The following is a 25,309-nucleotide window of genomic DNA, read 5'->3' as shown; positions in this document are numbered from 1 at the left end:
AAATCCGTAATTGTGACTCAGAGCAACAAAGCCCAGAATCACCAAACTTTTTTAGTCAGTACCCGCCATGCGGGTAAAATAATGACCGGAGCGTCTTATGTCAGATTTTTTTAGCAATGTAGACAAGATCCAATACGAAGGATCCAGTTCTACCAATCCCTTAGCATTTAAACATTACAACCCGGAAGAGAAAGTACTGGGCAAAACCATGCGTGAACATTTGCGCTTCGCTGCTTGTTACTGGCATAACTTCTGCTGGGATGGCGCAGACGTTTTTGGTGCCGGAACTTTCGGTCGCCCCTGGCTGAAGCCGGGCGATGCAATGGAACGAGCCATGCAAAAAGCCGATGTGGCTTTTGAGTTCTTTGCAAAACTGAATGTACCTTATTACACCTTCCACGATATTGATGTGGCGCCTGAAGGTAATTCGATCAAGGAATACGTTAACAATTTAGCCAAAATGACCGACGTATTGGCGCAAAAACAGCAAGATACAGGTGTTGAGTTGTTATGGGGTACGGCCAACGCATTTAGTAACCCGCGTTATATGTCTGGTGCGTCAACTAACCCTAATCCGGAAATTTTCAGCTACGCAGCAACCCAAGTATTCAACGCCATGAACGCCACCAAAAAACTGGGCGGCGACAACTACGTATTATGGGGTGGCCGTGAAGGTTATGAAACCCTGCTGAATACCGATCTTAAGCGTGAACGCGAGCAGTTTGGCCGCTTTATGCAAATGGTAGTCGAGCATAAATATAAAATCGGTTTCGACGGGTTACTGCTTATTGAGCCCAAGCCACAGGAACCAACCAAGCACCAGTATGATTACGATACCGCGACTGTATATGGCTTCCTGAAAGAGTTCGGCATCGAGAAAGAGTTCGCGGTTAACATCGAAGCTAACCACGCGACCTTGTCCGGTCATTCTTTCCATCATGAAATTGCCACTGCTTTCGCATTGGGTATTTTCGGTTCTATCGATGCCAACCGTGGTGATGCGCAACTAGGCTGGGATACCGATCAGTTCCCGAACAGCGTGGAAGAAATGACACTGATCTGTTACGAAATTCTTAAAAATGGCGGTTACACTACCGGTGGTTTCAACTTTGATACTAAATTACGTCGTCAAAGTATCGATGCAGAAGACTTGTTCCACGGTCACATCGGCGGCATGGATACCTGTGCGCTGGGCCTGAAAAAAGCCGCAGAGATCATTGAAAATGACTTTATTGCCAAAGGCAAAGATAAACGTTATGCAGGATGGGATGCCGAGCTCGGCAAAGCGATTCTGGACGGTAAATACAGCCTGGAATCACTGGCTCAACATGCTACCGACAACGACTTTGCACCTAAGCATGTTTCCGGTCAGCAAGAGCTGCTGGAAAATCAGGTTAACGGCGTACTATTTAAATAAGCATTCGCCCGAAAACAGCAAAGGCAGAACATCATGTTCTGCCTTTTTTATATATTTGCACCTATTTAAAATAGTAGACCTAGCCAAATATATGTAAAAGGGTATCCAGACCGCTATGACGAATAGCCAACTTGGCCTGCTGTCGCACCACGGGTTTAGCATGATAGGCTACACCATAAGCGGCTTCTTTCATCATCAACAAATCATTGGCACCGTCTCCCATCGCAATGGTCTGTGCGGCATCAATATTCCATTTATCGGCTAACTCTTTTACTGTGGCGGCTTTGACCGACGCATCAACCACCTGCCCGACCACTTTGCCTGTCAGTTTGTTATCCGCTGTTTCAAGTACATTGGATACCGCCGCATCCAACTCAAACCGATCACGTAAATGATTGGCGAAATAGGTAAAACCACCGGACGCGACCACCACTTTCCAGCCATTCTTTTTCAGTTCATTAATCAGTACGCTTAGGCCGGACATAATCGGCAGTTTATCCAACAAGCCCTGCAACAGAGGTAGGGGAACCCCTTCAAGACAGGCCACACGCTGGTGCAAGCTCTGGGCAAAATCCAGTTTGCCTTGCATTGCCAGCTCGGTTACTTCAGACACCTGTTCGCCCACGCCAGCCAAATAGGCAATTTCGTCGATACATTCGCAACCGATCATGGTGCTGTCCATATCCATCACCAATAACCCTGGCGCGTTCAAACTGGGACATACTGGTAATAAAAATAATTCGGTACGGGTTTGACCGGATACTTGCTCAAGCAATTCATTCACCTGTTCATTCTGCACATTAACCTGCGCCACTATGGCCTGAGTCTGGCAATGGGGGGAATAGGCCGAATCAGTGAAAGAAACAAATGATAATCCGTCATTTAATGCATGCTGGACTTGATAAACTTTGGCCAGATTTAGCCCCTCTGCAGCAATAATGAGTCGATGCGTTGCGTCTGTTTTGACTGTTGTTCGCTGAACATTCTGCTGGGTTAGTTCGCTGAGGGATTCGCTGCTATCTGACCATAATTGCTGCAGAAAAAAATGACTGTGAAATTGCGAATCGGAAAAAGAAACAGACGGCACCTGATGCTCCAACAAAATAAATGACGCCGAATTCTAACCAATAGCGTTATACCAATCCACCTTAATAAGTGGAATAAGTCCCGGAGTTTTTGTATTGTGTGGGCATCGAATCAAATAAGTATTCTATGTCATTAAAAACCGATATCCCCGCAAGCGAAAGTACTGAATTACCCAGTGGTCTTTCTATTTTTAAGCGCCTGGCCAATTTTGCTATCGCTGTTGCCGTTGCATTTATTATTATTTATCTGTGGCTGAATAATGTGATTCAGGATCAACACCAATTACAGCAGCAGGCTAGCCAGTTGGGTAAAACCATTAGCCAGCAAAATGCCAAAATCCTGACCGATAGGCTAATTGCCAATGACCTGGATGGTATTCGTCAGCAATTACAGTATCTGCAAAGCGATCCACATATCCATTCCGTTTCCCTGTTTGATGATAAAGGCAAAAAACTGGTTGGTAGCGAAAACGATGACGACATTGTCAGTCTGTTTGATCCCAAAGAAGACGCCGGCTTGATTGTGTTTGTGCAGGAAGTTTACCAGCAACAAAAAGTCATTGGCTATTTACGCGTATTGCTATGGCGAGATCAGGTGTTGCAGTTTTTCCGCCTGTATCAGCAAGAAATCCTCTATCAGGCTATGTTGCTGGTGATATTGGCCTTTTTAGTTGGTGTACTGGTCACTCGCGGTTTTTATAAACTCAAATATAAACTTAGTTAACCTGAGTTCGGGATTTGTTGAAAGCAAATAATTGTTGGCAATTTTGATCGGTAATACGTTCAATTTCCGCCCTGCTCTCAGACCTTAGTTCAACAAGACTATCAAGTATTTCTGGCAAAAACTCCGGGCTGTTACGTTGCCCCTGACGTCCCGAAATGGGCATATCCGGTGCATCGGTTTCCAATAAAATACTATCCAGCGGGAGCTTTGATACTGTCTTCCGTGTTTTTGCCGCTCGAGGATAGGTGATGACACCACCGATGCCCAATTTGAATCCGGATTCGATATAAGCTTCAGCTTGTTGCAAACTGCCGGAAAACGCATGGATTACACCACCTTGTTTGAATTGACAGCGTTTAACTGATTGCTGGATCAAATGGTGGCTGCGCCGATGATGGACAATCACCGGTAATGAGAGTTGACTGGCTATCTCCAGCTGCTGTTCAAACACAGATATTTGCAACTCAAGCGGGATATCAATAGCCTGGTCAATCCCCATTTCACCCACGGCCACAGCAGTTGACAGATGTTGTTCAAGTAACAGCTTAAGCTGGCCAAGATGTTCCGTTTGGAAACTGTCGAGGAAATAAGGATGGAGTCCGAGTGCAAATTTAAGTGCGGGTGAATTTTGTTGCTGTCGCTGACAAAGCGCTATTTGCTTTGTCCAAAGTTGCTGCTGTGTGCCTGGAATTACAATATCTGTCAGCCCTGCTTCAGCACAGCGCTGCAAAATGGCATCACGATCCTGGTCGAAAGTAGCAAAATCAAGATGGCAATGACTGTCGATCAACAGCGCTCTCCCGCGTTATTCGGTCTAGGGCATCAACCGCTCTATTGTCCAACGATTATCGGATTGTCTAGTGTAAACAAAGCGATCGTGCAAACGATGCTCACCGCCCTGCCAGAACTCAATTTCATGGGGGATAACCTGATACCCCCCCCAAAAATCAGGCAGCGGAATTTGTCCGTCAGCAAATTTTTGCTTCATTTTATCAAACTGGGCCATCAGTAACTGACGGGTTGAAATGGGTTTACTTTGTTGCGAAGCCCAGGCCGCCAGTTGGCTTTCTTTAGGTCGGGATAGAAAATATTGGCTAGCCCTGGCCACCGATAGCGGCTTTGCTACCCCACAAACTTTGACCTGACGCTCAAGATGGTGCCAGGGAAAATGCAACGAAATTTTACTATTGGCTTTTAGCTCTTGCGCCTTACGACTACCCAGATTGGTATAAAATACAAAGCCGTCCGGGCCGGAATCCTTTAATAATACGATACGTTGTGAGGGTTGCCCGGTTGAATCGACTGTAGCAACTGTCATCGCGGTAGGATCGGGTAATCCGGCATCAATACTTTGCTGTAACCAAGTTTCGAATTGCAGCATAGGATCGGTATTGAGCATATCCATATCCAGATGCTCGCGCTTGTACTCGCGCCTGATATCAGCCAGATGCTCGATAGTCATCGCGGCTATTCTCCGTATCCCAAACTACGCAAGGCTCTTTCATCGTCGGCCCAGCCACTTTTGACTTTGACCCACAATTCCAGAAAGACCTTATTATCAAACAGGCGCTCCATATCCATACGCGCTTCAGCACCTATGGTTTTCAAACGGCTGCCGCCTTTACCAATGACCATGGATTTCTGGCTAGCCCGCTCGATCAGGATCAGGCCGTTTATTTGATATACACCATTTTCCGACATTTTGAACTGTTCAATCTCGACCGTCACCGAATAGGGTAATTCGTCACCGGTAAAACGCATCAGTTTTTCACGAATGATTTCTGAAGCCATAAAACGCTGGGAACGATCAGTGACATACTCTTCCGGATAAAAGTGCTCGCTTTCCGGCAAATGCTGATGTACCAGCTCACGCAGTTGTTTAACGTTTTTACCCAATTTGGCTGACATGGGCATAATATGTTTAAAATCGTGCAGTTCGCTCAGCCATTGTAAATGCGGCATCATGGCTGACTTGTCTTTAACATTGTCGGCTTTATTCACCAGTAGCCAGGTCTCGACCCCGGCCTGTTTAATTTTGTTCAGCACCATCTGGTCATCTTCAGTCCAGCGAGTACCTTCAACCAAAAACAATACCAGACCAACATCATCCAGAGAACTGGACGCAGCACGATTCATATAGCGGTTAATGGCGCGCTTTTCTTCAATATGTAGCCCGGGAGTATCAACAAAAATCGCCTGATAACACCCTTCAGTGTCAATCCCCATAATACGATGACGGGTAGTTTGCGGTTTTCTGGAGGTAATGCTGACTTTCTGGCCCAATAATTTATTTAACAGGGTCGACTTGCCCACATTGGGACGACCAACAATCGCCACCAGTCCACAATAGCTTTTTTCAGTCATGAGTTAATTCTCTTAACGCTTCAGCAGCGGCTTGTTGTTCCGCCTTACGTCGACTTGAACCAACAGATTTAATTGGTTTCTTCAGGCCACTGACCCGACATTCAATCGCAAAGGTCTGATCATGTGACTGACCGCGTATATCCACCACTTCATATTCCGGTAAGGGTAATTTACGCCCTTGCAGGTACTCCTGCAAACGGGTTTTATGATCCTTGGGATGCTCATCAGGATCGAGGCGTTCAATCCGTGATTTAAGCCAGGTCAGAATACGTTCCTTACAAATCTCCAGACCAGCTTCTAGAAAGATTGCACCAATAATAGCTTCAACGGCGTCAGCTAAAATGGAACTGCGGCGAAAACCGCCACTTTTCAGTTCGCCCGGACCTAACAACAAAAACTGGCCTAAACCGAACTCATTACCCAGCTCAGCCAAGGTGACACCTTTAACCAAACTGGAGCGCATGCGGGTTAGTTTACCCTCTGGCTGCTCGGGAAAACGTCGAAATAAGGCTTCCGCCACCACCATGCCCAGCACGGCATCGCCCAGATATTCGAGACGCTCGTTATGCTGACCTTTTGCACTTCGATGCGTCAGCGCTAGACGTAAATTGTCAATATCATTGAACTGATAACCCAGCACCTTAAACAGGGCATTCAAATCCGTGCGTTGCACCATTTAGTGAATGCCGCCCACGCGTGAGAATCTGACCCCTGTGGGGATCCAGCCTGGTACAGCACTGCTGGGTGGACGATCAAATTCAAAACTGATCCAGATAGCAACGGCCTTACCGACCAGATTGTCATCAGGTACAAAGCCCCAAAAACGGCTGTCACGGCTGTTGTCACGATTATCACCCATCACAAAATATTGTCCTTCCGGCACCAACCATTCATCTGCTTGAGTACCGGGCTGCTGATAATAGGGCTCTGCTGAACGATAGGAGGCCGGATTTTTAAGGATGTCATGCTTTACATCGCCTAATTGTTCGCTAAAACGTTCCAGCGGCACCATGCCGTGATAAAACTCGCCTCGAGCTTCAAAATTCATTTCCACCGGTTCCAGTGCCGGGCATTTGCTTTGCACGGGCAGATCACAGGCAGGTTTGATAAAAACCTGTTTGTTGCGGTAAATAATTTTATCACCCGGCAATCCGACTACCCGCTTAATGTAATCAACATTGGGATCTTCGGGGTATTTGAATACCACCACATCGCCACGTTCAGGACTGCCCAAGTCCCAGAATTTATGCCGGACAACCGGATCTTTTAAACCGTAACTGAATTTCTCAACCAGGATAAAATCCCCCACCAGCAGAGTAGGCATCATCGAACCGGAGGGAATTTGGAAAGGTTCATACAAAAATGAACGCAGAATCAACACCACAGCGATAACCGGGAAAATCTGTTGGGCGGTATCGACTACAGCCGGCAAAGGGGCTACCGCCGCCAAAGTTTCATCGTCAATTTCACCTTGAGTATTGGATTTCGCCAACGCGATACGTTCTTTGCGTTTAGGGGCCCATAAAATTGAATCTGCTAACCAGATTAAGCCGGATGCAAGGGTGAGGATAACCAAGAATATCGAGAAATAATTAGCCATTTACTTTCCTGTTTTAAGTACTGCTAAAAAAGCGTCCTGCGGCAATTCAACATTACCTACTTGTTTCATGCGCTTTTTGCCTTCTTTCTGTTTCTGTAACAACTTTTTCTTACGACTGACATCACCACCATAACATTTGGCGATAACGTTTTTACGTAACTGTTTAACCGTGCTACGCGAAATAATCTGATTCCCGATAGCTGCCTGAATTGCGATGTCGAACATTTGTCTGGGAATCAACTCTCTTAACTTTTCAACCAGATCACGGCCACGACGCACAGAATTGTCCCGATGGGTAATCACTGCCAAGGCATCGACTCGCTCTCCGTTGATTAGAATATCCAACCTGACCATATCGGCAACCTGAAAATGCTTAAAATTGTAATCAAGTGATGCAAAGCCGCGGCTGGTGGATTTGAGGCGATCAAAAAAGTCCATCACCACCTCGGCCATCGGCAACTCATAAGTTAGCGCCACCTGTTTGCCATGATAGGTCATGCTAACCTGCACACCGCGCTTTTCGATACATAAGGTAATTACGTTGCCTAAAAATTCCTGTGGCACCAGGATATTGGCCTCAACAACAGGCTCATTAATTTCTTCAATGTCATTGACTGGTGGTAGCTTGGACGGATTGTCCACCATCAGCTCTTCACCTTTAGTGGTGATCACTTTGTAGATTACTGTTGGTGCAGTAGTAATCAGATCCAGATCATATTCGCGCTCCAGACGCTCCTGAATAATTTCCATGTGTAACATACCCAGGAAACCAATTCGGAAACCAAAGCCAAGCGCTGCGGAGCTTTCCGGCTCATAAAACAAAGACGCATCATTCAGACTTAATTTGGACAACGCATCGCGGAAGTCTTCATATTCATCACTGCTGACCGGAAACATCCCGGCGTAAACTTGAGGTTTAACCTTTTTAAAACCGGGTAACATTTTATCTGCCGGAGCCTTGGCCAGAGTAAGAGTATCCCCTACTGGTGCACCATGAATTTCTTTAATGCCAGCAATCACGAAGCCAACTTCGCCGGTTCTTAAAATGCCGGTATCGGTCATTTTTGGGGTAAATATTCCGACTTTATCCACCTGATGAACCTGGCCGTTAGACATAATTTTTATCTTGTCGGTGGAGCGTAACTCTCCTTGCATCACCCGCACCAATGACACCACGCCCTGATAATTATCAAACCATGAGTCAACAATCAGTGCCTTTAATGTACCGTTATTGTCGCCTACCGGTGGCGGAATACGTTTAACAATAACTTCCAGCACATCTTCAATACCCACGCCTGTTTTAGCACTACAACGTACTGCGTCTAACGCATCAATACCGACTATATCTTCAATTTCTTCTGCCACCCTGTCAGGTTCAGCCTGGGGTAAATCAATTTTATTTAATACCGGCACCACTTCCATATCCATATCGATAGCGGTGTAACAGTTGGCTAATGTCTGGGCCTCAACACCTTGTCCGGCATCGACCACCAATAACGCCCCTTCGCAAGCCGCCAACGAACGGGACACTTCGTAGGTAAAGTCGACATGTCCCGGGGTATCAATAAAATTCAGTTGATAAGTTTCGCCGTCTTTGGCTTTGTAATTCAAGGTAACACTTTGGGCTTTGATGGTAATACCCCTTTCCCGCTCGATATCCATCGAGTCGAGAACCTGGGCCGCCATTTCCCGCTCAGTCAAACCGCCACAATGCTGGATCAGGCGATCGGATAAAGTGGATTTACCGTGATCGATATGGGCAATAATGGAAAAGTTACGTATGTGCTTGTGTTGCATGGTGTTTTCTGACATTTACCTACTACTTAATGACGCCGTGACGGCCGCTGAACTGGCTAACCGCTATCCGGAAATTAACGACAAATAAAAATTGGCGCTGATTTTACCGTTTTATGTACACATTTGCGATCTATCTTGCACTTTAGCGGCAGATACTTGCAGTGATCCGTTTTGGTTTAACATGCAACAATCGAATATTGTCAGGATGTGGCGATTTGCGTTACCGAAATAGATTGAGGAATAACAGCAATTAATTTGGGCTGGTACTGCTCTGGCTGACGTTGTAACAACAATCGCACCGCCATAAAACTTAGCGTGGAAGTGATTAATGCTGTGACAATAACCGCGCCTTCAGTTTCCAGCCAAAGTTGCGCCAGTATCACCGTCAATAACAAGGTAACGACAGGTAGTAAATAAACCAGAGCCGAGGCAGCTAATAAGGTTTGCTCCGGGATCCCCAGTTTAACTTGCTGACCAATTTGAACCTGTTGATAGCAATCCAGCACAAGTTGCTGTTTTTTTGGCGACAAGGCTCTGGCTACGACTCCGGTGCCACAGTGACTATTCACCTGGCAACCGCTACAAGTTGATTTTATCTGAGTTTCAACACAAATCTGTGCGCCATTAATAGCAGTGATAATGCCGGTTTCTTCAATCAATTCGGCATACTCCGGATAGAGAGTGACTGTGCAATCCTGTCTGCGGTTTGTACCGGAAGCTTACCGACAATCGTCACTTCCAGCGCCCCCTGATGATAGGAGTAATAGGTTTCGGCGCCATGCCGATAAACATTTTTGCCGGTTTCCGCCATATCGCCGTCTTGCAGATAAACTGAGACATCAACTAAACCGTCGCTCAACAAGATATAGTCAACAATCTGGCCGGTCACAGATAAACGATGAGTATCACGTTTCACTTCCGCCATCCCCTCGGGTAACCAGTCAAGTTGCCATTGGTGAGCCTGCAAATTACGAGGTGTAACATCAACGACAGCAGGCAATTTGGCTTCTTCAATACGGGTAAAAATTTCAGCTGGCTTTTCAGTCACATTGATTGAGGTAGTTTGAATTTGCTCAACAATTTTTCCCTGTTGATCAACCATATCCAGCTTCAGCAATAAACCTGTTTCCTGATCCAGCCACAAATTAAAGCCATAGCGATTCTTGTCTTTACACACAATACGCACTTGCTGAGTGGAGCGGCCAGAAATACGGCTACGCCCCACCAGCACAAAATGATAGGCATTTTCCAGCTCCAGTGGCTGGTGAAATAACACCGCAGGGATGGGACCATTAATCGTATCGGATGCTAACGAATAGGCGGGAACATTGGGTTCAAAAAAGCTTACTTTGCTGCCGACTCGCACAATTTCACGGCCAGGGCCATTAAGCAGGCTTAAATGCTCCATTTCCTGTCCGTCAACAATGGCATGCCGCCAGCGATAAGGTTCTGCAGCTGAAGAGGGTTGCAACACCACAAAGGACATATCGTAATTCATGCCGCGTAGTGAGTTCGCCATTTTAGTTAACCAGGCTTCGGCATTATCTTCAGAAGGCAGTTCGGCAGCCGAAGCTGCCGAACCAATACAAATCAGGATGACCCCAATAAATCGAAACATATTATTTAACTTCAGGCTCCTCAACAGAGCTATTCTCTTGAACGTTGCTCTCATCTGTCAATTCTAGAGGCGTCTGTGTTGACTCTGTCGTTTTGCGGCGCATCTGTTGCTGATGATCGGTCAAAAAGGCAATTACCTGACGACGTTGATCCTGCACATCCTGGCGCGGTAAGGCACGGGATTGTTCAAGACTAACCGGCGACAAACCACCTTGCACCCCACCCAAACCTAAATAAGAAGGTGGAGCACTCAAGGATGGTTCAACTTCAACCGGCTGGTTGTAAGACTGCACACCAAAAATCACTGCGGCAGCAACCGAGGCAGCAACCGCAAATTGTCCGGCATTACGTACCAATGGCAATACATTGGCCACCACAGGCCAGTCGCGCCAGGCCGGTTTTTTAGGTGCTAAAACAGTAGGCTCATTTGCTAATGCCTGAGCAACACCGGCAGCAATATCAAAATTCAATTGAGCAGGCAGCTCTTTACGCATTGTATCGCGCACAAGATGATAACCCTGCCATTTCTGCATCAACTCAGAATTTTGTGACAATTCCCCCAGAATGCTTTCATCCTGGAGTTCACCATCTACTAATGCTGAAAGGCTTTCTATTTTCTGCTGCGTCATATAATAAATCCTGGTTAACGCTCTAACAAAGGCTGAACCACTTTATCAATTGCTTCCCGTGCGCGGAATATTCTCGATCTCACCGTACCAACCGGACAATCCATCACGTTCGCAATATCCTCGTAACTCAACCCTTCTAATTCACGCAGGGTGATAGCCATACGTAAATCTTCCGGTAACTTGTCCAATGTGTCAAATACCATTGCTTCCATTTGGTCTGACATCATCTTTCGCTCGGGGGATGCATGCTCTTTCAGTGCATCACTCCCGTCATAATAATCGGCTTCTTCCGCATCCACATCACTAACCGGTGGCTTACGACCTTGAGCGACTAAATAATTCTTGGCAGTATTAACAGCAATGCGGTACAACCATGTATAAAACGCACTTTCACCACGAAAGTTTGCTAGCGCCCGGTAAGCCTTGATAAAGGCTTCCTGGGCTACATCGGCCACATCACCTGAATTTCTCACATAACGCGACACCAGATGGGTCACTTTATGTTGATATTTTATTACCAGCAAATTAAAGGCATTTTTATCGCCTTGTTGCACTCGCTCGACTATTTGCTGATCTGTAAACTGCTCGCTCATCTGAGCCAATACTCCCTACGAACTACAACTTAACTGCATTTGGCTCATGCAAGCTCTATGAATAGACTCTATGTTAGGTAATAAGTTCGATTTATTTTGATGATTTTGCTCTTTTTGTCAAAAAAGCATCATATATACGATTATTTCAATTGTAATTTGTTTATCCATGATTACCATGACAAACATCAATGCAATCCCCTACCGGCATATTGCCCCCTAAGTTTACATTATGAATCAAGCTGTTGAACATCGTTGTGACGTATTAATTATTGGCAGCGGTGCCGCCGGACTTTCCATGGCACTAAAACTGGCTGATCACTGTAATGTTATAGTGCTAAGCAAAGGGATTATTTCAGAAAGCTCAACCTATTATGCGCAAGGCGGGATTGCGGCGGTATTTGATCAGCAGGATTCAGTGGAATACCACATCCAGGACACCATGGAGTCTGGCGCTGGATTATGTGATATAGATACCGTGCGTTTTACCACATCCCGTGCCAAAGCCTGTCTGGAATGGCTGATTGGCTATGGTGTGCCATTTGATCAGGAACCGAGCGAAAATGGCGATCAGCGCTATCATCTGACCCGCGAGGGTGGTCATAGTCACCGGCGCATATTGCATGCTGCCGATGCTACCGGTAAAGCGGTAGAACTGACACTGGTCGACGCCGTTTCCGCACATCCCAATATTCATATTTTTGAACGTTACAATGCTATTGACCTGATCAACGATAAAGAAGATAACAAACGCATTATCGGTGCCTATGTGTGGAACCGCAAACAAGAGCATGTTGAAGTAATCCGCTGCCGATTTGCCGCATTGGCCACCGGTGGTGCCAGCAAGGTGTATCAATACACCTCCAATCCAGACGTATCCAGTGGTGATGGAGTCGCTATGGCCTGGCGGGCCGGATGCCGGGTCGCCAATATGGAATTCAACCAGTTTCATCCGACTTGCCTGTATCATCCCGAAGCGCACAATTTTCTGGTGACCGAGGCGCTGCGCGGTGAAGGCGCCTATTTATGCCATGCTGACGGTTCGCGGTTTATGCACAAGTTTGATGAAAGACTGGAGCTGGCACCTCGGGATATCGTCGCCAGAGCCATCGACTTTGAAATGAAACGCCTGGGTGCAGATTGTATGTATCTGGATATCAGTCATAAACCGGCTGATTTTATCGTTAAACATTTTCCGACCATTTACCGCAAATGCCGTTCATTGGGTATTGATATTACCCGTCAACCGATCCCGGTGGTGCCTGCCGCTCATTATAGTTGCGGTGGCGTGATGACTAATACCGATGCCCGCACCGACTTAGATAACCTGTATGCCGCGGGTGAAGTCGCCTATACCGGTTTGCATGGTGCTAATCGCATGGCCAGCAACTCACTACTGGAATGTATTGTATTCGCCCACTCTGCCGCCGAACACATCATTAACCGCTTAGCCGAACCCAATCTGGAAGTTCCGATTTCACCTTGGGATGAAAGTAAAGTGACCAACTCCGATGAAGAAGTCATTATCCAGCACAACTGGCACGAATTGCGGTTATTTATGTGGGACTATGTGGGTATTGTCAGAACCAATAAACGACTGGAACGCGCGGCGCGCAGGATTGAATTACTGCAGTATGAAATTCATGACTATTACGCCAACTTCAGGGTCAGCAATAACCTGCTTGAATTGCGTAATTTGGTCACCGTCGCCGAGTTGATTGTGCGATGCGCCATTGCCCGTAAGGAAAGTCGCGGATTACATTACAATCTGGATTATCCAAATCCGCTGGAAAACAGTGGCCCGACTATCCTTGAGCCTTGAGGTTATTCGCTAAAGTCCAGATTAATAACACCTTGCAGATGGGCCGATTTGCGACCCGCCTGGGTTAAGTCAAAATGCAGTTGTTGGTTCTCAACGCACTGATGCAATTCTACCTCAGCAGGTAAAAATACCGGTCGCATAAAACGTACCTGTACGTTAAAACTTGGCGGCAACTGGTTTGATAAAGCAGCCAGACAGCGCGCCTTACTCCACATCCCGTGAGCAATTTGCCGTTTAAAACCAAACAATTTAGCGCTCAGTGCAAACAAATGAATAGGATTATAGTCACCCGAATATTTAGCATATTGTCTGCCCAGCTCCGAAGGTAAGCTTAAACGCTGCAATAGCGTCATCGGCATGACTTTTTTCGCTTCTGATGCTTTACGTACCGACATCTGGCAGCGGCTTAGATTGGTGCTCACACCGCGCCATACTTGTTCGGAACCAACAAAAGCTTCTGTCACTAAATCGAACTGCCAACCTCTGGGATGGGGCTGTAAATTATCCAGATAGCAGCTGATATCCAGCAATTCATCCTGCCTAACCGGGCGATACTGGTCTATCTGGTTTTCTATGTGTACCAAGCCAATCACTGCAAAGGGGGTATCGGCCTGAACCATTAATTCCAGTTGCATCTGAAACGCCAATACGTGAATGTAGGTGGGAGGTAAAAATGTCGCAATTGGCCAAGCGATGCATTCGTTATAGCCATGCAGATGCTGCGGGTCAATAGTTATAGCTCGTCTGACAATCTGCGTTTTGGGCAATTGCATATCCGCAGACAATTGCGCCTTTTTAATAGCGGCCTTAAAAAACAGCCCGGCCATATTGTGCTGATGACTCTCGATAGGTTCAATATTCATCGCTCACCTTTTTGTTGCATGCGGATGATGATCCTGGCCAAACGTCGATAATCAGCTTCACTAACTGCATCTTGAAAGATCCAAATCCACTGTGCTTTGCCCCCCATTTGAGGGCGTAAACAAACCCATAACAACCAGGCAGACACCCTGGATGCTGAGGTAATAACACTTACCGTCTGCTGTTCCAGCCATATCCACTCTCCGTTGTCATCCACAGAAACGTTTGCTTGCAGGCCCGGACGACGGATATATTTAGCCATCACAACAACAATAAACAGGCTTAACAATAACTGCAGCAACCATTGAGTTGCAAATAGTTCGGTGCGCCAACACCAGACCGAAACCAGCAGGACACTCGCTGAAACCAACTGGAATATCTGGCAGTGTCTGGAAGGCGATAAGCTGATTCTATACTTTGACACGATCTAGAATATGTTTGACCATCGCTGCCAGCTCAGGATCATCACAGGATTGATGTCCCATAAACCAGGCATACAGATCCGGATCATCACAGGTCAATAACCGCTCAAAAGTGATCTGTTGCGCCTCTGACAATTTTTTGAAAGGTTCTTCTACAAAGGGCATAAACAGTACATCCAGCTCCAGCATCCCTCGCCGACATGCCCATTTTAATCTATTGTATCTTAGCGTGGAAAACATCTGTAAACCTCTGTAAAAAATCTTCGCTAATACTAACAAAATATGACAGTTATGTACCCATGACTTTATTTTATAATTTGGCCTGTTATTTATTAGCCTAGATGTTAGTCTTGGTGGCGATCTATTGCCTCAGGCTAATTTGCCCCAATATCAATTAAACATTCATCTAGATACGCATTATTTATGTCTGAATTTATTACACAATTAAATCACCTTGGTGTTATCAATCTCACTGGTGAGGAACGCGTCAAGTACTTGCAAGGTCAAGTGACGAACGATATCCAGGAATTAACTGAACATAAGGCAGCATTAGGTTGTCACTGTGATTTTAAAGGCAAAACCTGGAATATCTTCTATGCCGTCCAATGGCAGGACCAAATTCACCTAATCAGCGACAAGGACGGCATTGCCGGCTCGTTACCTGAGTTAAAAAAATACGCTGTATTTGCCAAAACAGAAATTAGTGAACAATCAGACCAATACCTATTATTGGGCGGTACTGGCTCTGCTTTTCAACAACTTATCGAGAATTTTTTTGGCGCAGTGCCCGATGCTGATTTGGCCATGCTCAGCAATCAAAAAGGGCTAGTATTGTCACTCACCTCGCCGCAGCCACGCTGGTTAGTTATGTTAAAAAACGACAGCGCCGCAACCTTTGTTAAAGACACAGCCATCACTGAAGACGATCAACAATGGCAGCGGCTGGATATTCAGGCCGGTTTGGCTCATATCAGCCAGCAAACCAGCAATCAGTTTGTCCCGCAAATGCTTAATATGCAGGCGCTTGGTGCCATCAGTTTTTCGAAAGGCTGCTATATGGGGCAAGAAGTTGTCGCGCGCACCAAGTATTTGGGCAAAAACAAGCGTGCCACCTTTATTCTGCGCTCGGAACAAGCCTGCACACTCAATGCCGGTGATACGCTCGAACTGCAAATTGAACAAAACTGGAGAAGAGGCGGTACCGTCATCAGTTGTGCTACAGTAAACCATCAAACTTGGCTATTAGCAGTATTAGCCAATGACACCGAGGTTGGAGCAACGTTACGCAGCAAAGAACAGCCCGATATGCAATTTAACGTACAACCTCTGCCTTATTCCATCGATAACTAAGGAAAATAATGAAAGTATCTCAAAACAGCGTTGTTACCATGCATTTTACTGTCAGCTCTGAAGACGGTGTGCAAATCGATTCATCTCGTAAAGGCGAACCCATGATGTACATTCAAGGCAGTCGTTACTTAATCCAGGGACTGGAAGATGCCATTGAAGGTAAGCAGGCTGGTGACAGTTTTAGTCTGAGCGTTGAACCGGATCAGGCTTATGGTCAACGCCATGACCAACTGGTACAAGTGGTACCTAAAAGTATGTTTGAAGGGATGGAAGTTGAAGTCGGTATGCAATTCCGTGCCGGTACTGACGATGGCGAGCAGTCGGTGGCGGTTATTGATGTCACCGATGATGAAGTCGTGGTAGACGGCAATCACCCGTTATCAGGCTTAACCTTGTCATTTGATGTCGAAATTCTGGATGTGCGTGATGCCACCGCAGAAGAGCTGGAACATGGGCATGTTCACTCAGCTGGCGGTTGTGGTCACCAGCACTAAAATCTCTGCCCGTATTTAAGTCGAATAATCATCGCGCCACTTTGCAGTGGCGCGATGTGTTTATAGCAGAGATTAGCCGCCCACTCGGCCAAGATAATCTCCTTTACCCAGCTCCACCCCAATATGCCGCAAAATCGCGTAGGCCGTTGTCACATGGAAATAAAAATTAGGCAACACAAACTGGCTGATGTAATCCTGTCCCGAAAAGTTTAATGTCACGTTGGGAAACGATAAAACGATGGCTTTATCTTCACTGCCTTCAAACTGCTCAGGTTTCAGCTTGCCGAGGAACTCCAAAGTACGTTCAATTCGTAACTTAAGCTCCTCCAGTGTTTTTTCGTTATCCTCATAACTGGGGTTATCCACTCCGGCAAGACGAGCGCCACACCCCTTGGCGTTATCACAGGCTATTTGTATTTGTGCACTCAGTGGCAGCATATCCACGGCCAGACGACTGGCCGCTATCACTTCAGGTTTAACTTTTTTGGTTTCTGCAAACACTTGTGCTTTTTCAATAATGGCTTTGAGGTTTTGCAGTGATCGGGTTAATAAGGGGATTGAGGCTGAATATTGGGAAAATGACATAATAACGCTCCGTATTTAAATGATATAACCTGATCCGGTTAAAGTCAGGGCTAACGGGTAAGGCAGCAAACAGTCTAACGAGTTCCTGCAGCAAATAAAGATAATTTCCCCCCGGGCGACGAAGTGCAGCGATGGATGGATTAAGCTACCATGAAGCAAAGAATTTCTATCAACAAGGCTTCTCAATGAGGATAAACAAATTTAACGCGCACTGGTTGTTCGCAATTGTTCTATTCAGCCTCTCGGCTTTAGTCAACGCCCAAAATGAACCCAATCAAGATAAAACATCCTCCTCCGCTTCCTCGACCAGCAATGCACAAACCTTAGTGGTCGGGGTGAAATCCGCGCCTCCTTTTGCCAACATTGAAGGTGACTCTTACAGCGGTCTGGCAATTGATCTTTGGAAAGAAATCGCCACTGAACAGGGATGGAATTACCGTTTTCAGCAGTATGATCTGGAAGGTCTGCTCGACGCTACGGCTAAAGGCGAAGTCGATATTGGTCTGGGAGCCATTACTGCTACGGCTGATCGTGCACAACGGATGGATTTTACCCATACTCTCACCAGTTCCGGGCTATCCGTGGCTGTGCGTAGCGAATGGTCATCAGGCTGGCTGGCGGTAATCGCCGCTCTGGCATCACCAGCATTTCTGAAAATCATTGGCATGCTGGTCTTGTTGCTACTGGTGGTTGGGTTTGTCGCCTGGCTATTGGAGCACAAACAAAACCGCGAACAATTTGGCGGCAGCTATGCAAACGGCTTATTTTCAGGATTCTGGTGGGCCATGGTCACCATGACAACCGTGGGTTATGGTGATGTGGCGCCACGCACCGTTGCGGGCCGTTTACTCGGTATGGTGTGGATGCTGACCGCCTTAATTATTGTGTCGTTTTTTACCGCGTCCATTACCAGTGCCTTAACCGTGGGGCAATTAAATAGCCAGTTAAGCAGTACCGATGATTTAGTTGGGATGCACCTTTCCAGTGTGACCGGCAGCACCAGTGCCAGTTGGTTAACCAATCGCAAACTCGATTTCGACGATGCAGATAGTCTGGAGTTGGCCTTGCAGCAATTAGCCGAAGGTAAACTAGACGCCGTAATCTATGATGCACCCTTGCTGCGCTGGACCATCAATCAAAAGTTCTCCGGGAAACTACAAGTACTCCCCATGACGCTCGCGCGTCAGGATTATGTGTTTGCCCTGCCCGACCAAAGTCCGATACGTGAAGTCATTAATGCCTCTATGCTCAAACGAATCAACTCGCCACAATGGCCAGAAAGGGTATCGAGTTATTTTGACGGAGATAAATAAAGTGACGAGCCTCGAGCTACGAGCAACGAGCAACGAGCAACGAGCAACGAGCAACGAGCTAAAAATACCGTTCGAACTGCTCCGTTTACAAACTACTCATCAATGTCAGTGAACGATGTTTATTTATGCCCGTACAGTTAGAAAAAAGGGAATTCAGAATAGCAGACTTTGATTTGAGACAAGGATGTCGAAAAAACAACAACAGAAGGGATGTGGATTTATAGATTACTGAATCACTACAGCCCATTTTACTTTCAGTTTTTACTCACCAACTCGCCGCCTATTGTTATTGGGCGTTCTTCGCTTCTTCTCGCTGCTGGCGCAGTAGTTTCAACATGGTCCGGCTATTGATCATCACAAACGCCCCTTCGATTATCGCACCGCCAATTGAGCCAACCATAAAATTATGGCTAAACCAGCACAGACTGCCCATCAGCATGAGCGAACGCATACGCAAACCGTGCTCGCGGAACATCGCCCAGGTGCCAAGCGTGGTGCCAATAATAGGCAAAACATGGACGACTTCACTGACTTTAGGGATAGTCACTGCCCACACCAGAATCAAAAAACCGCTCATCACCCATAAATTCCGGGTACGGGTGGAAATATAAGTCCGCACGCTGCTTAACCAGGCAGTAAAGGCCGCCGACCACAATCCCAGCATCATAAACTGAATGCCCATCAGCACTGTATATAAGGTCAAATTGCGGCGCAGTTTATGGTCATCATGATGTAAAAATGCCAGGCCACCGATCACCAGAGCGACCAACCCAATCAACTGTGCCCAAGGATGCTGCCAAAACACGCGATTAAGTGCTTCAAAGGTGGTACTAAGCATATTCAACTAATAATGACTCCATTAACCAGCAAATGACAGGGTAAATAACGAGTATAAGGAGGGTTGTTTTGCGGTTAGCGTTTCTAACTCGTCAGGTTTAAACACACAATATTGAATGGAAAGGCGATTTGCCAAAAAATTTCCCAGACATCGATAAGCGCTATTCTAGCTTGCCTTGGCTAAAATTGTGCAACCGATTCGTTATAGCTTATGGAATGGTTTACTACTTAATCGGCTGTGGTTAAAAATCTAACTATGGAACAGAGGTCCCGCAGGGCGGTTTGTTAACTGTTGAGTTCGGTAATATGCCAAAGCTCCCCTGACGGCCCCCACAAGTAGACTATTTGGCCCCAACGCTCTTGCTTAATCTCACTATGTTTTATATCAGTATCATTGATGTTTGATACCACTTCATAGGCTTCATTTATATCTTCCACTATAAGCTGAAGCATAAGATTTTTTGAGAACTCTTCGCTGTAAAAATTTTTCTGCAGGAAAAACGTACACCCGTCTTTTTCAAAAATTGTAAGATCGTCTCCGGCACTTTCCCCCGCAAACCCCAGAGACTTATAGAAAGATTTTGACTGCTCATAATCCTTACATGGAATAAATAAGCGAATTTCATTTACTTTCATCACTTAGTCCTTTTTTCAAATAGAATAGGACCTAAAGCAGCACCAAATGCTAAGCCCAACGCGATACCTAGTCCAACATTTCCAAACGCAGCTCCTAAAGCCACTCCGAGAGCCAAACCTACACCAACTCCCTTTTCGGTTCCATTTTTCAACTTACGTTCATTAGTGTCTGGTTTCATGTCTAAGATCACCCTTTAACTTTTTCTTGGCTGCCTAACGCCCCGACTAACCTTCGCGAACACAGAATTTGGCAGGGACTGCCTGCGAGTAAAATTCCTACCATGAAGTTTTGTTATGTTTTATTTTTCGGTACCAGCGGAATTTTTGTTATGTAAGAGTATATGCCTATAAAAAAAACAATTACTACCAGGGCAATATACCAAGCGCCTAGATAATCTTTAAATTGTTTAAGTATGAAAATTGGAAGTATGATCGATACCAGTAACAGCGCAGACTTTCCCGAATCATAATTCAAAAAACATCCACATTTATGGCATTTTTTGTTCGTCATATTGTTGATAAGCAAAAGGGTCGAAAGTTTTTGCGGCTCTTTGCATTTTGGACATTCAGTTAACTTCAATCTTCTTCCTCACTTAAAAAAACGCCGTGTTAAGGGGCGACAACGCTTTACCACCAAACCATTGCACCGTAAACACTTAAACCCAAACTGAACACCAAAGCCGTCGATCGTTGGGAGTTCCTCTTAAACGCTTGTACGTGTCCAATCATTTCTCGAGCTGCACCACCCTGCACTTAACCATATTTGCAACCAACTCTTTGGGCAAAGGCTTATTCAATGGAAATTGGATAGAACCCTTTGCATATTTGAAGCCCGACAATTGTTCTTTAAACTCTTCTATTACGTCAGGATGAGGATAAAATCCAACATGCTTCTTGTAGCCCGCGATCATTATCTGCTGCTCTCTTTTACCACCCTCAACTAAAGCGAACGCCGGAATATTGTAATTCATGAGTTCACAAACATAGGGAGAATTTTGCCAAATTACTGTGCGTAATTCTTCAAGTGCTTTCCGAGCGTCAGCCGATTGGGTAGAAATATAATCATCTATTTCCACAGATTTAAGATCACTGTTACTCATAACCGCTTAACCTCCCGTTTCCTGTGGGCACATAACGATCAATACGATGTTTATTCTTGATTCTGAGCATATTCTTGGAGAAGCTCTGGAAACTTTTCCTCCGGAGGAAACTTACAGAAGCTATGCACTGCACCAGTAAAAGCCCAGTCCAGTTTTTCGTCCGTATAAATCGCACACGATTGTTTATTTGATTTTTCTACTTTACCTGACTTTTCTTTTTAAAAACAAGCTATTAAAACCGTCTAAAAAGCGAATTCAGGTCATTGATATGAGGTGAAAGTGACAGCGGGTTTAATACCGGCTCCTGCTTGCCCCCTCTAACAGAAAAGCCGCCAGTTATTACTTGGCGGCTTGTTGATTATCAGCGTCTTGTCTTCAACCTGTTTATAACTAGGACGTGGCTAATTTATGTTGCCCAAGCTCGATCGCCTTTTTTGTAATCAAGCTCACCGTTATATTTACCCGGAATCGCGTCATAACGGAGCACCTTGGTCATGCCCAGTTTAGAAGTAAAAAAGCTGAACAGGGTTAGTTGCTTGATCATCGTAAAATAATGCGGCAACGGCTGATCGCCATCCGGCCTTACCGACATATAGTGGATGTCCTGTTTTTTATTATATGTGTTGGCCTGTATATCCAGCCCCCGCACAAACTCGGTTTTCTGCTCTGGGCTTAACAGCAAAAATGGTTTGCCATATTGCTCTTGCGTATCAGCATCCACAGCATGTAACCCCTTTTTAAAGCTTTCGCGCGCAGCGGGGCTGTAACAGTCGGTAGCCAAAATCATTGCCATCAAACCGACATTGGCATCTTTGGCGCCGGGGGTATCAGTGCGAGGTAAAATAACCTCGGCAATCTCATTAAACAGGATAAGATCATCTTGACTGAATAAGGTATCGGACAAGGTTAGCTGGCTTTTCAGTTCATAGCCGAAGACATTTCCCCCTACCATGGCAGCCCCTGTAGCTACCGTGATCATTTTAAGCAGGTCGCGTCTATCCATTATAAATTCCTCTTTTTAAGCTCTTCAACCGCATAATTTGCTGCCCTTGCCGTCAGTGCCATATAAGTTAGAGAAGGGTTAACACAGGAAGCCGAAGTCATACAGGCGCCATCTGTGACAAACACATTCGGCGCATCCCATACCTGATTGTGTGCATTGAGGACCGAGGTCTTAGGGTCGCGTCCCATACGGGCGGTACCCATTTCGTGAATACCTTTGCCTAGCGGTGATTCGCCATCCCAGCCACGTACGTTTTTCACACCAGCCGCTTCGAGTATATCCATTGCATCCTGCTTCATATCCTTGCGCATGCGTTTTTCGTTGTCCTGCAGTTCGGCATCCATGGATAAAACCGGCAAGCCCCATTTATCTTTAACCTTGCTATCCAGGCTGACTTTATTACGGTGATCGGGTAATATCTCGCCAAAACCACCCATGCCGATATTCCACGAGCCAGGTTCAGCCAAGGTATTCTTCAAATCAGCGCCAATGCCCAATTCGGCGACGTTTTGCTGCCAATTTGAACGCGATGCAGCCCCCTGATAACCAAAGCCTCTGACATAATCGCGTTTGTCACCTGCCCAGTTACGGAATCTTGGAATATAAAACCCGCACGGACGTCTACCCGAATAATATTTGTCTTCATATCCTTCTATGCTGCCACTAGCGCCAACCGCCAAGTGATGGTCCATCACATTGTGGCCCAGTTCACCGGAACTGGAACCCAAGCCACCTTGCCAAATATCGGTGGCCGAATTCATCAAAATCCAGGTTGAATTTAAGGTCGAGGCATTTAGGAACACAATTTTGCTGTTAAACACATAGGTTTGATTGGTTTCTGCGTCGAGTACTTCTACTCCCGACGCTTTTTTGCTGTTTTTATCCAACAACACCTGCGTCACAATTGAATAAGGCCTAACGGTTAAATTACCGGTTTTCATCGCAACCGGCAGGGTAGAAGACTGGGTACTAAAATAACCGCCAAAGGGACAACCCAACCAGCATTTATTACGATACTGGCAACCTACCCGGTTTTGTTCGGGCATGGGTTGAGTGATATTGGCTGTACGGCTATGAATCAGATGACGCGCCCCCTTGTAAGCTTTGGCGATACGTTTGGCTACGTCCTTTTCCACTATATTTAACGGGATTGGCGGTAAAAACTGCCCATCTGGCAACACATCCAGGCCTTCTCGGGTACCGGCGATACCGGCAAACTTTTCAACATAGTCATACCAGGGGGCGAGATCCTCATAACGTATTGGCCAGTCTACGGCAATGCCATCTTTCAGGTTGGCGGTAAAGTCTTCGGCATTCCAGCGATAACTCTGACGTCCCCACAATAAAGATCGGCCGCCCATGTGATAACCCCTGAACCAGTCAAAGCGTTTAACTTCGGTATAGGGATGATCCTTGTCAGTAGCCCACATGCCCGCAGTCGGTTCATTGAGGGTGTATTCCCTGGCTAACTTGGGGTAATCCTTCTTCATTTTTTCGGTTGCTAAACCACGATGAGGATAATCCCAGGCTTCGAGATGAGCGTTAGTATAATCTTTGATATGTTCAATATTGCGACCACGCTCCAGCATGAGCACTTTCAAGCCTTTTTCAGCCAACTCTTTGGCTGCCCAACCGCCGCTGATGCCAGAGCCAACAACGATTGCATCATAATAATTATTTGCCATAACTTTCTCTTTCGACACCTTACGTTTTTAGGTATTCAGACATCACAAATTTGAATCGCCTTTTTCAGAGACTCAATTTTATCTGTCATATTCTCCGGTACAGGAATAAATTCCTGAGCTAAATAGCCTTTAAACCCGGTACTCAATATTGCCCGTGCAATAGCCGGATAAAACAGTTCCTGACTGTCGTCAATTTCATGGCGACCGGGCACACCGGCCGTATGGTAGTGGCCAAAATACTGGTGATTGTCGGTGATGGTGCGGATGATATCGCCTTCACTTATCTGCATGTGATAGATATCGTAGAGCAGCTTAAAGTTGGGTGAGTTCAATCGCTTACACAACGCAATGCCCCAGGCCGAGTTGTCAGCAAAGTAATCCGGGTGATCCACTTTGCTATTAAACAATTCCATCTGTAGCACCACGCCACGCTTTTCTGCATGGGGTAATATTTGCTGCAGACCTTGCACGGCATTTTCCAGACCCACTTCTGGTGCGATACCCCGTTTGTTGCCGCTAAAACAAATGAGATTGGTGTAGCCCGCATCGGCTACCAAATCTATATGACGGTGGTAACGTTCGACAAGTTCGGCATGATACTGTTTGTCGCCCCAACCATCGGTCAGGTTAAGCTCTGCCCCATTACACATAGAAGAGTGGATGCCATACTGTTTTAGCGTCGGCCAATCATCGGGACCAACTAAATCAATGGCGGAAAAACCCAACTCTTTGGCAACCTGACACAACTCGCTGATGCTCAAGTCTCCATAAGTCCAGCGGGCAACCGAATGATGGATATTGCCTTTCAAAGCAGATTTTTTTGCGCCGGAACTTGCATCCAGCTCGCTGGCCATTAAGTTGGCGGAATGCCCTATAAGCCCCATGCCCGTTGCTCCAATTGCCAATTGTTTAAGCATCTTGCGGCGGGACGTTGAGTACTCGTCAACTTGAACCTTATTTAACTCTGTCATGGATAGTTACCTTTTCAGATTTAAATGCCAATATAAACAGTACGAATACTGCCAAGTGAAAAATCTGCTGAAACAGCCAGATTTCGCTGCGGGTATGGCGTAACAGCCGGTGATTTTACTGGCCAACCATGTCCATACGAACGTTAAGCATTGAAGTTTGCCCTGAATCTTACCAACAACGTTAACGTTATGTTAACGATATTAAAACCTGTGGGCTAAAAAGTGATAGCGTAATATCGTTTTTTAATATGACAATTTCGGCGTTGGACAGATTACAACACTCTGCATGCCCTGATGACTGTATCGGTTTATGGACGATTTATAAGCGCCTTGATTAAACGGGGCGATTACCAATACGTTTTTGTCTGAAGCTGTTTATTACGAGCCTTAGTTTTGGCAGGAATAGT

The 25,309-nt window shown here is 46.0% G+C and carries 28 protein-coding genes; 6 read left to right on the top strand and 22 right to left on the bottom strand.

Annotated features, from left to right (window positions below):
• The first annotated feature begins 97 nt into the window (after positions 1-97).
• A complete protein-coding gene (gene xylA / locus V1467_RS05460; RefSeq protein ID WP_416307783.1) occupies positions 98-1,417 on the top strand; it encodes a xylose isomerase in 1,320 nt (439 codons plus the stop codon).
• 79 nt (positions 1,418-1,496) lie between these two features.
• Here xylA and serB read toward each other — a convergent pair whose 3' ends face one another.
• Positions 1,497-2,504 carry a phosphoserine phosphatase SerB gene (gene serB, locus V1467_RS05455; protein WP_416307782.1) on the bottom strand — a complete coding sequence of 336 codons (1,008 nt, stop codon included), beginning with the start codon at positions 2,502-2,504 and terminating at the stop codon, positions 1,497-1,499.
• 125 nt (positions 2,505-2,629) lie between these two features.
• Here serB and V1467_RS05450 point away from each other — a divergent pair, with 125 nt between their 5' ends.
• Positions 2,630-3,226, top strand: a complete 597-nt coding sequence (locus tag V1467_RS05450) for an AhpA/YtjB family protein (RefSeq protein WP_416307781.1) — start codon at positions 2,630-2,632, stop codon at positions 3,224-3,226.
• Here the strand turns inward: V1467_RS05450 and V1467_RS05445 are convergent.
• The 10 genes from V1467_RS05445 to rpoE all read right to left on the bottom strand — a co-directional run bounded on the left by V1467_RS05445 (position 3,219) and on the right by rpoE (position 11,826).
• Entirely contained in the window at positions 3,219-4,016 is a 798-nt protein-coding gene (locus tag V1467_RS05445; protein ID WP_416307780.1) for a TatD family hydrolase, read from the bottom strand. The genes V1467_RS05450 and V1467_RS05445 overlap by 8 nt on opposite strands.
• 24 nt (positions 4,017-4,040) lie before the next feature.
• Positions 4,041-4,688 carry a pyridoxamine 5'-phosphate oxidase gene (pdxH, locus tag V1467_RS05440; RefSeq protein WP_416307779.1) on the bottom strand — a complete coding sequence of 216 codons (648 nt, stop codon included), beginning with the start codon at positions 4,686-4,688 and terminating at the stop codon, positions 4,041-4,043.
• Between the two features lie 5 nt (positions 4,689-4,693).
• The gene (gene era / locus V1467_RS05435; RefSeq protein WP_416307778.1) at positions 4,694-5,590 is read right to left on the bottom strand and encodes a GTPase Era; all 897 of its coding nucleotides are present in this window, start codon (positions 5,588-5,590) and stop codon (positions 4,694-4,696) included.
• Entirely contained in the window at positions 5,583-6,266 is a 684-nt protein-coding gene (gene rnc, locus V1467_RS05430; RefSeq protein WP_416307777.1) for a ribonuclease III, read from the bottom strand. The genes era and rnc overlap by 8 nt, the downstream gene beginning before the upstream one ends.
• Entirely contained in the window at positions 6,267-7,190 is a 924-nt protein-coding gene (gene lepB / locus V1467_RS05425; RefSeq protein ID WP_416307776.1) for a signal peptidase I, read from the bottom strand. It lies immediately after the preceding gene.
• Positions 7,191-8,987 carry a translation elongation factor 4 gene (gene lepA, locus V1467_RS05420; protein ID WP_416308655.1) on the bottom strand — a complete coding sequence of 599 codons (1,797 nt, stop codon included), beginning with the start codon at positions 8,985-8,987 and terminating at the stop codon, positions 7,191-7,193. It lies immediately after the preceding gene.
• 200 nt (positions 8,988-9,187) lie between these two features.
• A complete protein-coding gene (locus V1467_RS05415) occupies positions 9,188-9,646 on the bottom strand; it encodes a SoxR reducing system RseC family protein (RefSeq protein ID WP_416307775.1) in 459 nt (152 codons plus the stop codon).
• Entirely contained in the window at positions 9,643-10,605 is a 963-nt protein-coding gene (locus tag V1467_RS05410) for a MucB/RseB C-terminal domain-containing protein (RefSeq protein ID WP_416307774.1), read from the bottom strand. Before V1467_RS05410 ends, V1467_RS05415 begins: the two co-directional genes overlap by 4 nt.
• 1 nt (position 10,606) lies before the next feature.
• Complete coding sequence (locus V1467_RS05405) at positions 10,607-11,233, bottom strand: sigma-E factor negative regulatory protein (protein ID WP_416307773.1); 627 nt, start codon at positions 11,231-11,233, stop codon at positions 10,607-10,609.
• A 14-nt stretch (positions 11,234-11,247) separates the two neighbouring features.
• Positions 11,248-11,826 (bottom strand): RNA polymerase sigma factor RpoE, encoded by a 579-nt coding sequence (gene rpoE / locus V1467_RS05400; protein WP_416307772.1) that lies wholly within the window; start codon positions 11,824-11,826, stop codon positions 11,248-11,250.
• A 229-nt stretch (positions 11,827-12,055) separates the two neighbouring features.
• Here rpoE and nadB point away from each other — a divergent pair, with 229 nt between their 5' ends.
• Positions 12,056-13,645 (top strand): L-aspartate oxidase, encoded by a 1,590-nt coding sequence (gene nadB, locus V1467_RS05395; RefSeq protein ID WP_416307771.1) that lies wholly within the window; start codon positions 12,056-12,058, stop codon positions 13,643-13,645.
• A 2-nt stretch (positions 13,646-13,647) separates the two neighbouring features.
• Here the strand turns inward: nadB and V1467_RS05390 are convergent, their stop codons facing one another.
• Genes V1467_RS05390 through V1467_RS05380 form a run of 3 tightly spaced genes read right to left on the bottom strand, consistent with a single transcriptional unit; the run spans position 13,648 to position 15,168 of the window.
• Positions 13,648-14,508 (bottom strand): MaoC family dehydratase, encoded by an 861-nt coding sequence (locus V1467_RS05390; protein ID WP_416307770.1) that lies wholly within the window; start codon positions 14,506-14,508, stop codon positions 13,648-13,650.
• Positions 14,505-14,930, bottom strand: coding sequence for a protein YgfX (locus V1467_RS05385; RefSeq protein WP_416307769.1), 426 nt, complete (start codon positions 14,928-14,930; stop codon positions 14,505-14,507). Before V1467_RS05385 ends, V1467_RS05390 begins: the two co-directional genes overlap by 4 nt.
• The gene (locus V1467_RS05380; RefSeq protein ID WP_416307768.1) at positions 14,917-15,168 is read right to left on the bottom strand and encodes a succinate dehydrogenase assembly factor 2; all 252 of its coding nucleotides are present in this window, start codon (positions 15,166-15,168) and stop codon (positions 14,917-14,919) included. The genes V1467_RS05385 and V1467_RS05380 overlap by 14 nt, the downstream gene beginning before the upstream one ends.
• 183 nt (positions 15,169-15,351) lie before the next feature.
• On the opposite strand from V1467_RS05380, the gene ygfZ reads away from it, so the two are divergent.
• Both ygfZ and V1467_RS05370 read left to right on the top strand, forming a co-directional pair.
• Positions 15,352-16,278, top strand: a complete 927-nt coding sequence (gene ygfZ / locus V1467_RS05375) for a tRNA-modifying protein YgfZ (protein WP_416307767.1) — start codon at positions 15,352-15,354, stop codon at positions 16,276-16,278.
• A gap of 8 nt (positions 16,279-16,286) precedes the next feature.
• Entirely contained in the window at positions 16,287-16,772 is a 486-nt protein-coding gene (locus tag V1467_RS05370; RefSeq protein WP_416307766.1) for an FKBP-type peptidyl-prolyl cis-trans isomerase, read from the top strand.
• 72 nt (positions 16,773-16,844) lie between these two features.
• Here V1467_RS05370 and V1467_RS05365 read toward each other — a convergent pair whose 3' ends face one another.
• Entirely contained in the window at positions 16,845-17,357 is a 513-nt protein-coding gene (locus V1467_RS05365) for a DUF1993 domain-containing protein (RefSeq protein ID WP_416307765.1), read from the bottom strand.
• Positions 17,358-17,542: 185 nt separating this feature from the next.
• Here V1467_RS05365 and V1467_RS05360 point away from each other — a divergent pair, with 185 nt between their 5' ends.
• Positions 17,543-18,670 carry a transporter substrate-binding domain-containing protein gene (locus tag V1467_RS05360; protein WP_416307764.1) on the top strand — a complete coding sequence of 376 codons (1,128 nt, stop codon included), beginning with the start codon at positions 17,543-17,545 and terminating at the stop codon, positions 18,668-18,670.
• Positions 18,671-18,956: 286 nt separating this feature from the next.
• On the opposite strand, the gene V1467_RS05355 is transcribed toward V1467_RS05360, so the two are convergent.
• From V1467_RS05355 to V1467_RS05325, 7 genes are all read right to left on the bottom strand, one after another.
• Positions 18,957-19,508 (bottom strand): YgjV family protein, encoded by a 552-nt coding sequence (locus V1467_RS05355; protein WP_416308654.1) that lies wholly within the window; start codon positions 19,506-19,508, stop codon positions 18,957-18,959.
• A gap of 284 nt (positions 19,509-19,792) precedes the next feature.
• On the bottom strand, positions 19,793-20,143 hold the full coding sequence (locus tag V1467_RS05350) for a lactoylglutathione lyase (RefSeq protein WP_416307763.1): 351 nt from the start codon (positions 20,141-20,143) through the stop codon (positions 19,793-19,795).
• Positions 20,143-20,322: a hypothetical protein gene (locus V1467_RS05345; protein ID WP_416307762.1), complete on the bottom strand. Its 180-nt coding sequence runs from the start codon at positions 20,320-20,322 to the stop codon at positions 20,143-20,145. The genes V1467_RS05350 and V1467_RS05345 overlap by 1 nt, the downstream gene beginning before the upstream one ends.
• 546 nt (positions 20,323-20,868) lie before the next feature.
• A complete protein-coding gene (locus V1467_RS05340; RefSeq protein WP_416307761.1) occupies positions 20,869-21,243 on the bottom strand; it encodes an iron chaperone in 375 nt (124 codons plus the stop codon).
• Positions 21,244-21,649: 406 nt separating this feature from the next.
• Complete coding sequence (locus V1467_RS05335; protein ID WP_416307760.1) at positions 21,650-22,246, bottom strand: gluconate 2-dehydrogenase subunit 3 family protein; 597 nt, start codon at positions 22,244-22,246, stop codon at positions 21,650-21,652.
• The gene (locus V1467_RS05330) at positions 22,246-23,931 is read right to left on the bottom strand and encodes a GMC oxidoreductase (RefSeq protein ID WP_416307759.1); all 1,686 of its coding nucleotides are present in this window, start codon (positions 23,929-23,931) and stop codon (positions 22,246-22,248) included. The genes V1467_RS05335 and V1467_RS05330 overlap by 1 nt, the downstream gene beginning before the upstream one ends.
• A 35-nt stretch (positions 23,932-23,966) precedes the next feature.
• Positions 23,967-24,902, bottom strand: coding sequence for a hydroxypyruvate isomerase family protein (locus tag V1467_RS05325; protein WP_416307758.1), 936 nt, complete (start codon positions 24,900-24,902; stop codon positions 23,967-23,969).
• Between the last annotated feature and the right edge of the window lie 407 nt (positions 24,903-25,309).

Origin of the sequence: Neptunicella plasticusilytica, assembly GCF_047922965.1 — a bacterium.
Classification (GTDB): Bacteria; Pseudomonadota; Gammaproteobacteria; order Enterobacterales; family Alteromonadaceae; genus Neptunicella; species Neptunicella plasticusilytica.
Note: the sequence above shows the minus strand (reverse complement) of the source record. Positions and strands in the feature narration are given on the sequence as shown.

Excerpts from the sequence above, each read along its gene's own strand:
- xylA (WP_416307783.1), top strand. The coding sequence starts at position 98 with ATGTCAGATTTTTTTAGCAATGTAGACAAGATCCAATACGAAGGATCC.
- V1467_RS05450 (WP_416307781.1), top strand. The coding sequence starts at position 2,630 with ATGTCATTAAAAACCGATATCCCCGCAAGCGAAAGTACTGAATTACCC.
- pdxH (WP_416307779.1), bottom strand. The coding sequence starts at position 4,688 with ATGACTATCGAGCATCTGGCTGATATCAGGCGCGAGTACAAGCGCGAG.
- era (WP_416307778.1), bottom strand. The coding sequence starts at position 5,590 with ATGACTGAAAAAAGCTATTGTGGACTGGTGGCGATTGTTGGTCGTCCC.
- rnc (WP_416307777.1), bottom strand. The coding sequence starts at position 6,266 with ATGGTGCAACGCACGGATTTGAATGCCCTGTTTAAGGTGCTGGGTTAT.
- lepB (WP_416307776.1), bottom strand. The coding sequence starts at position 7,190 with ATGGCTAATTATTTCTCGATATTCTTGGTTATCCTCACCCTTGCATCC.
- lepA (WP_416308655.1), bottom strand. The coding sequence starts at position 8,987 with ATGCAACACAAGCACATACGTAACTTTTCCATTATTGCCCATATCGAT.
- V1467_RS05410 (WP_416307774.1), bottom strand. The coding sequence starts at position 10,605 with ATGTTTCGATTTATTGGGGTCATCCTGATTTGTATTGGTTCGGCAGCT.
- V1467_RS05405 (WP_416307773.1), bottom strand. The coding sequence starts at position 11,233 with ATGACGCAGCAGAAAATAGAAAGCCTTTCAGCATTAGTAGATGGTGAA.
- rpoE (WP_416307772.1), bottom strand. The coding sequence starts at position 11,826 with ATGAGCGAGCAGTTTACAGATCAGCAAATAGTCGAGCGAGTGCAACAA.
- nadB (WP_416307771.1), top strand. The coding sequence starts at position 12,056 with ATGAATCAAGCTGTTGAACATCGTTGTGACGTATTAATTATTGGCAGC.
- V1467_RS05390 (WP_416307770.1), bottom strand. The coding sequence starts at position 14,508 with ATGAATATTGAACCTATCGAGAGTCATCAGCACAATATGGCCGGGCTG.
- V1467_RS05380 (WP_416307768.1), bottom strand. The coding sequence starts at position 15,168 with ATGTTTTCCACGCTAAGATACAATAGATTAAAATGGGCATGTCGGCGA.
- ygfZ (WP_416307767.1), top strand. The coding sequence starts at position 15,352 with ATGTCTGAATTTATTACACAATTAAATCACCTTGGTGTTATCAATCTC.
- V1467_RS05370 (WP_416307766.1), top strand. The coding sequence starts at position 16,287 with ATGAAAGTATCTCAAAACAGCGTTGTTACCATGCATTTTACTGTCAGC.
- V1467_RS05365 (WP_416307765.1), bottom strand. The coding sequence starts at position 17,357 with ATGTCATTTTCCCAATATTCAGCCTCAATCCCCTTATTAACCCGATCA.
- V1467_RS05360 (WP_416307764.1), top strand. The coding sequence starts at position 17,543 with ATGAGGATAAACAAATTTAACGCGCACTGGTTGTTCGCAATTGTTCTA.
- V1467_RS05355 (WP_416308654.1), bottom strand. The coding sequence starts at position 19,508 with ATGCTTAGTACCACCTTTGAAGCACTTAATCGCGTGTTTTGGCAGCAT.
- V1467_RS05350 (WP_416307763.1), bottom strand. The coding sequence starts at position 20,143 with ATGAAAGTAAATGAAATTCGCTTATTTATTCCATGTAAGGATTATGAG.
- V1467_RS05345 (WP_416307762.1), bottom strand. The coding sequence starts at position 20,322 with ATGAAACCAGACACTAATGAACGTAAGTTGAAAAATGGAACCGAAAAG.
- V1467_RS05340 (WP_416307761.1), bottom strand. The coding sequence starts at position 21,243 with ATGAGTAACAGTGATCTTAAATCTGTGGAAATAGATGATTATATTTCT.
- V1467_RS05335 (WP_416307760.1), bottom strand. The coding sequence starts at position 22,246 with ATGGATAGACGCGACCTGCTTAAAATGATCACGGTAGCTACAGGGGCT.
- V1467_RS05330 (WP_416307759.1), bottom strand. The coding sequence starts at position 23,931 with ATGGCAAATAATTATTATGATGCAATCGTTGTTGGCTCTGGCATCAGC.
- V1467_RS05325 (WP_416307758.1), bottom strand. The coding sequence starts at position 24,902 with ATGACAGAGTTAAATAAGGTTCAAGTTGACGAGTACTCAACGTCCCGC.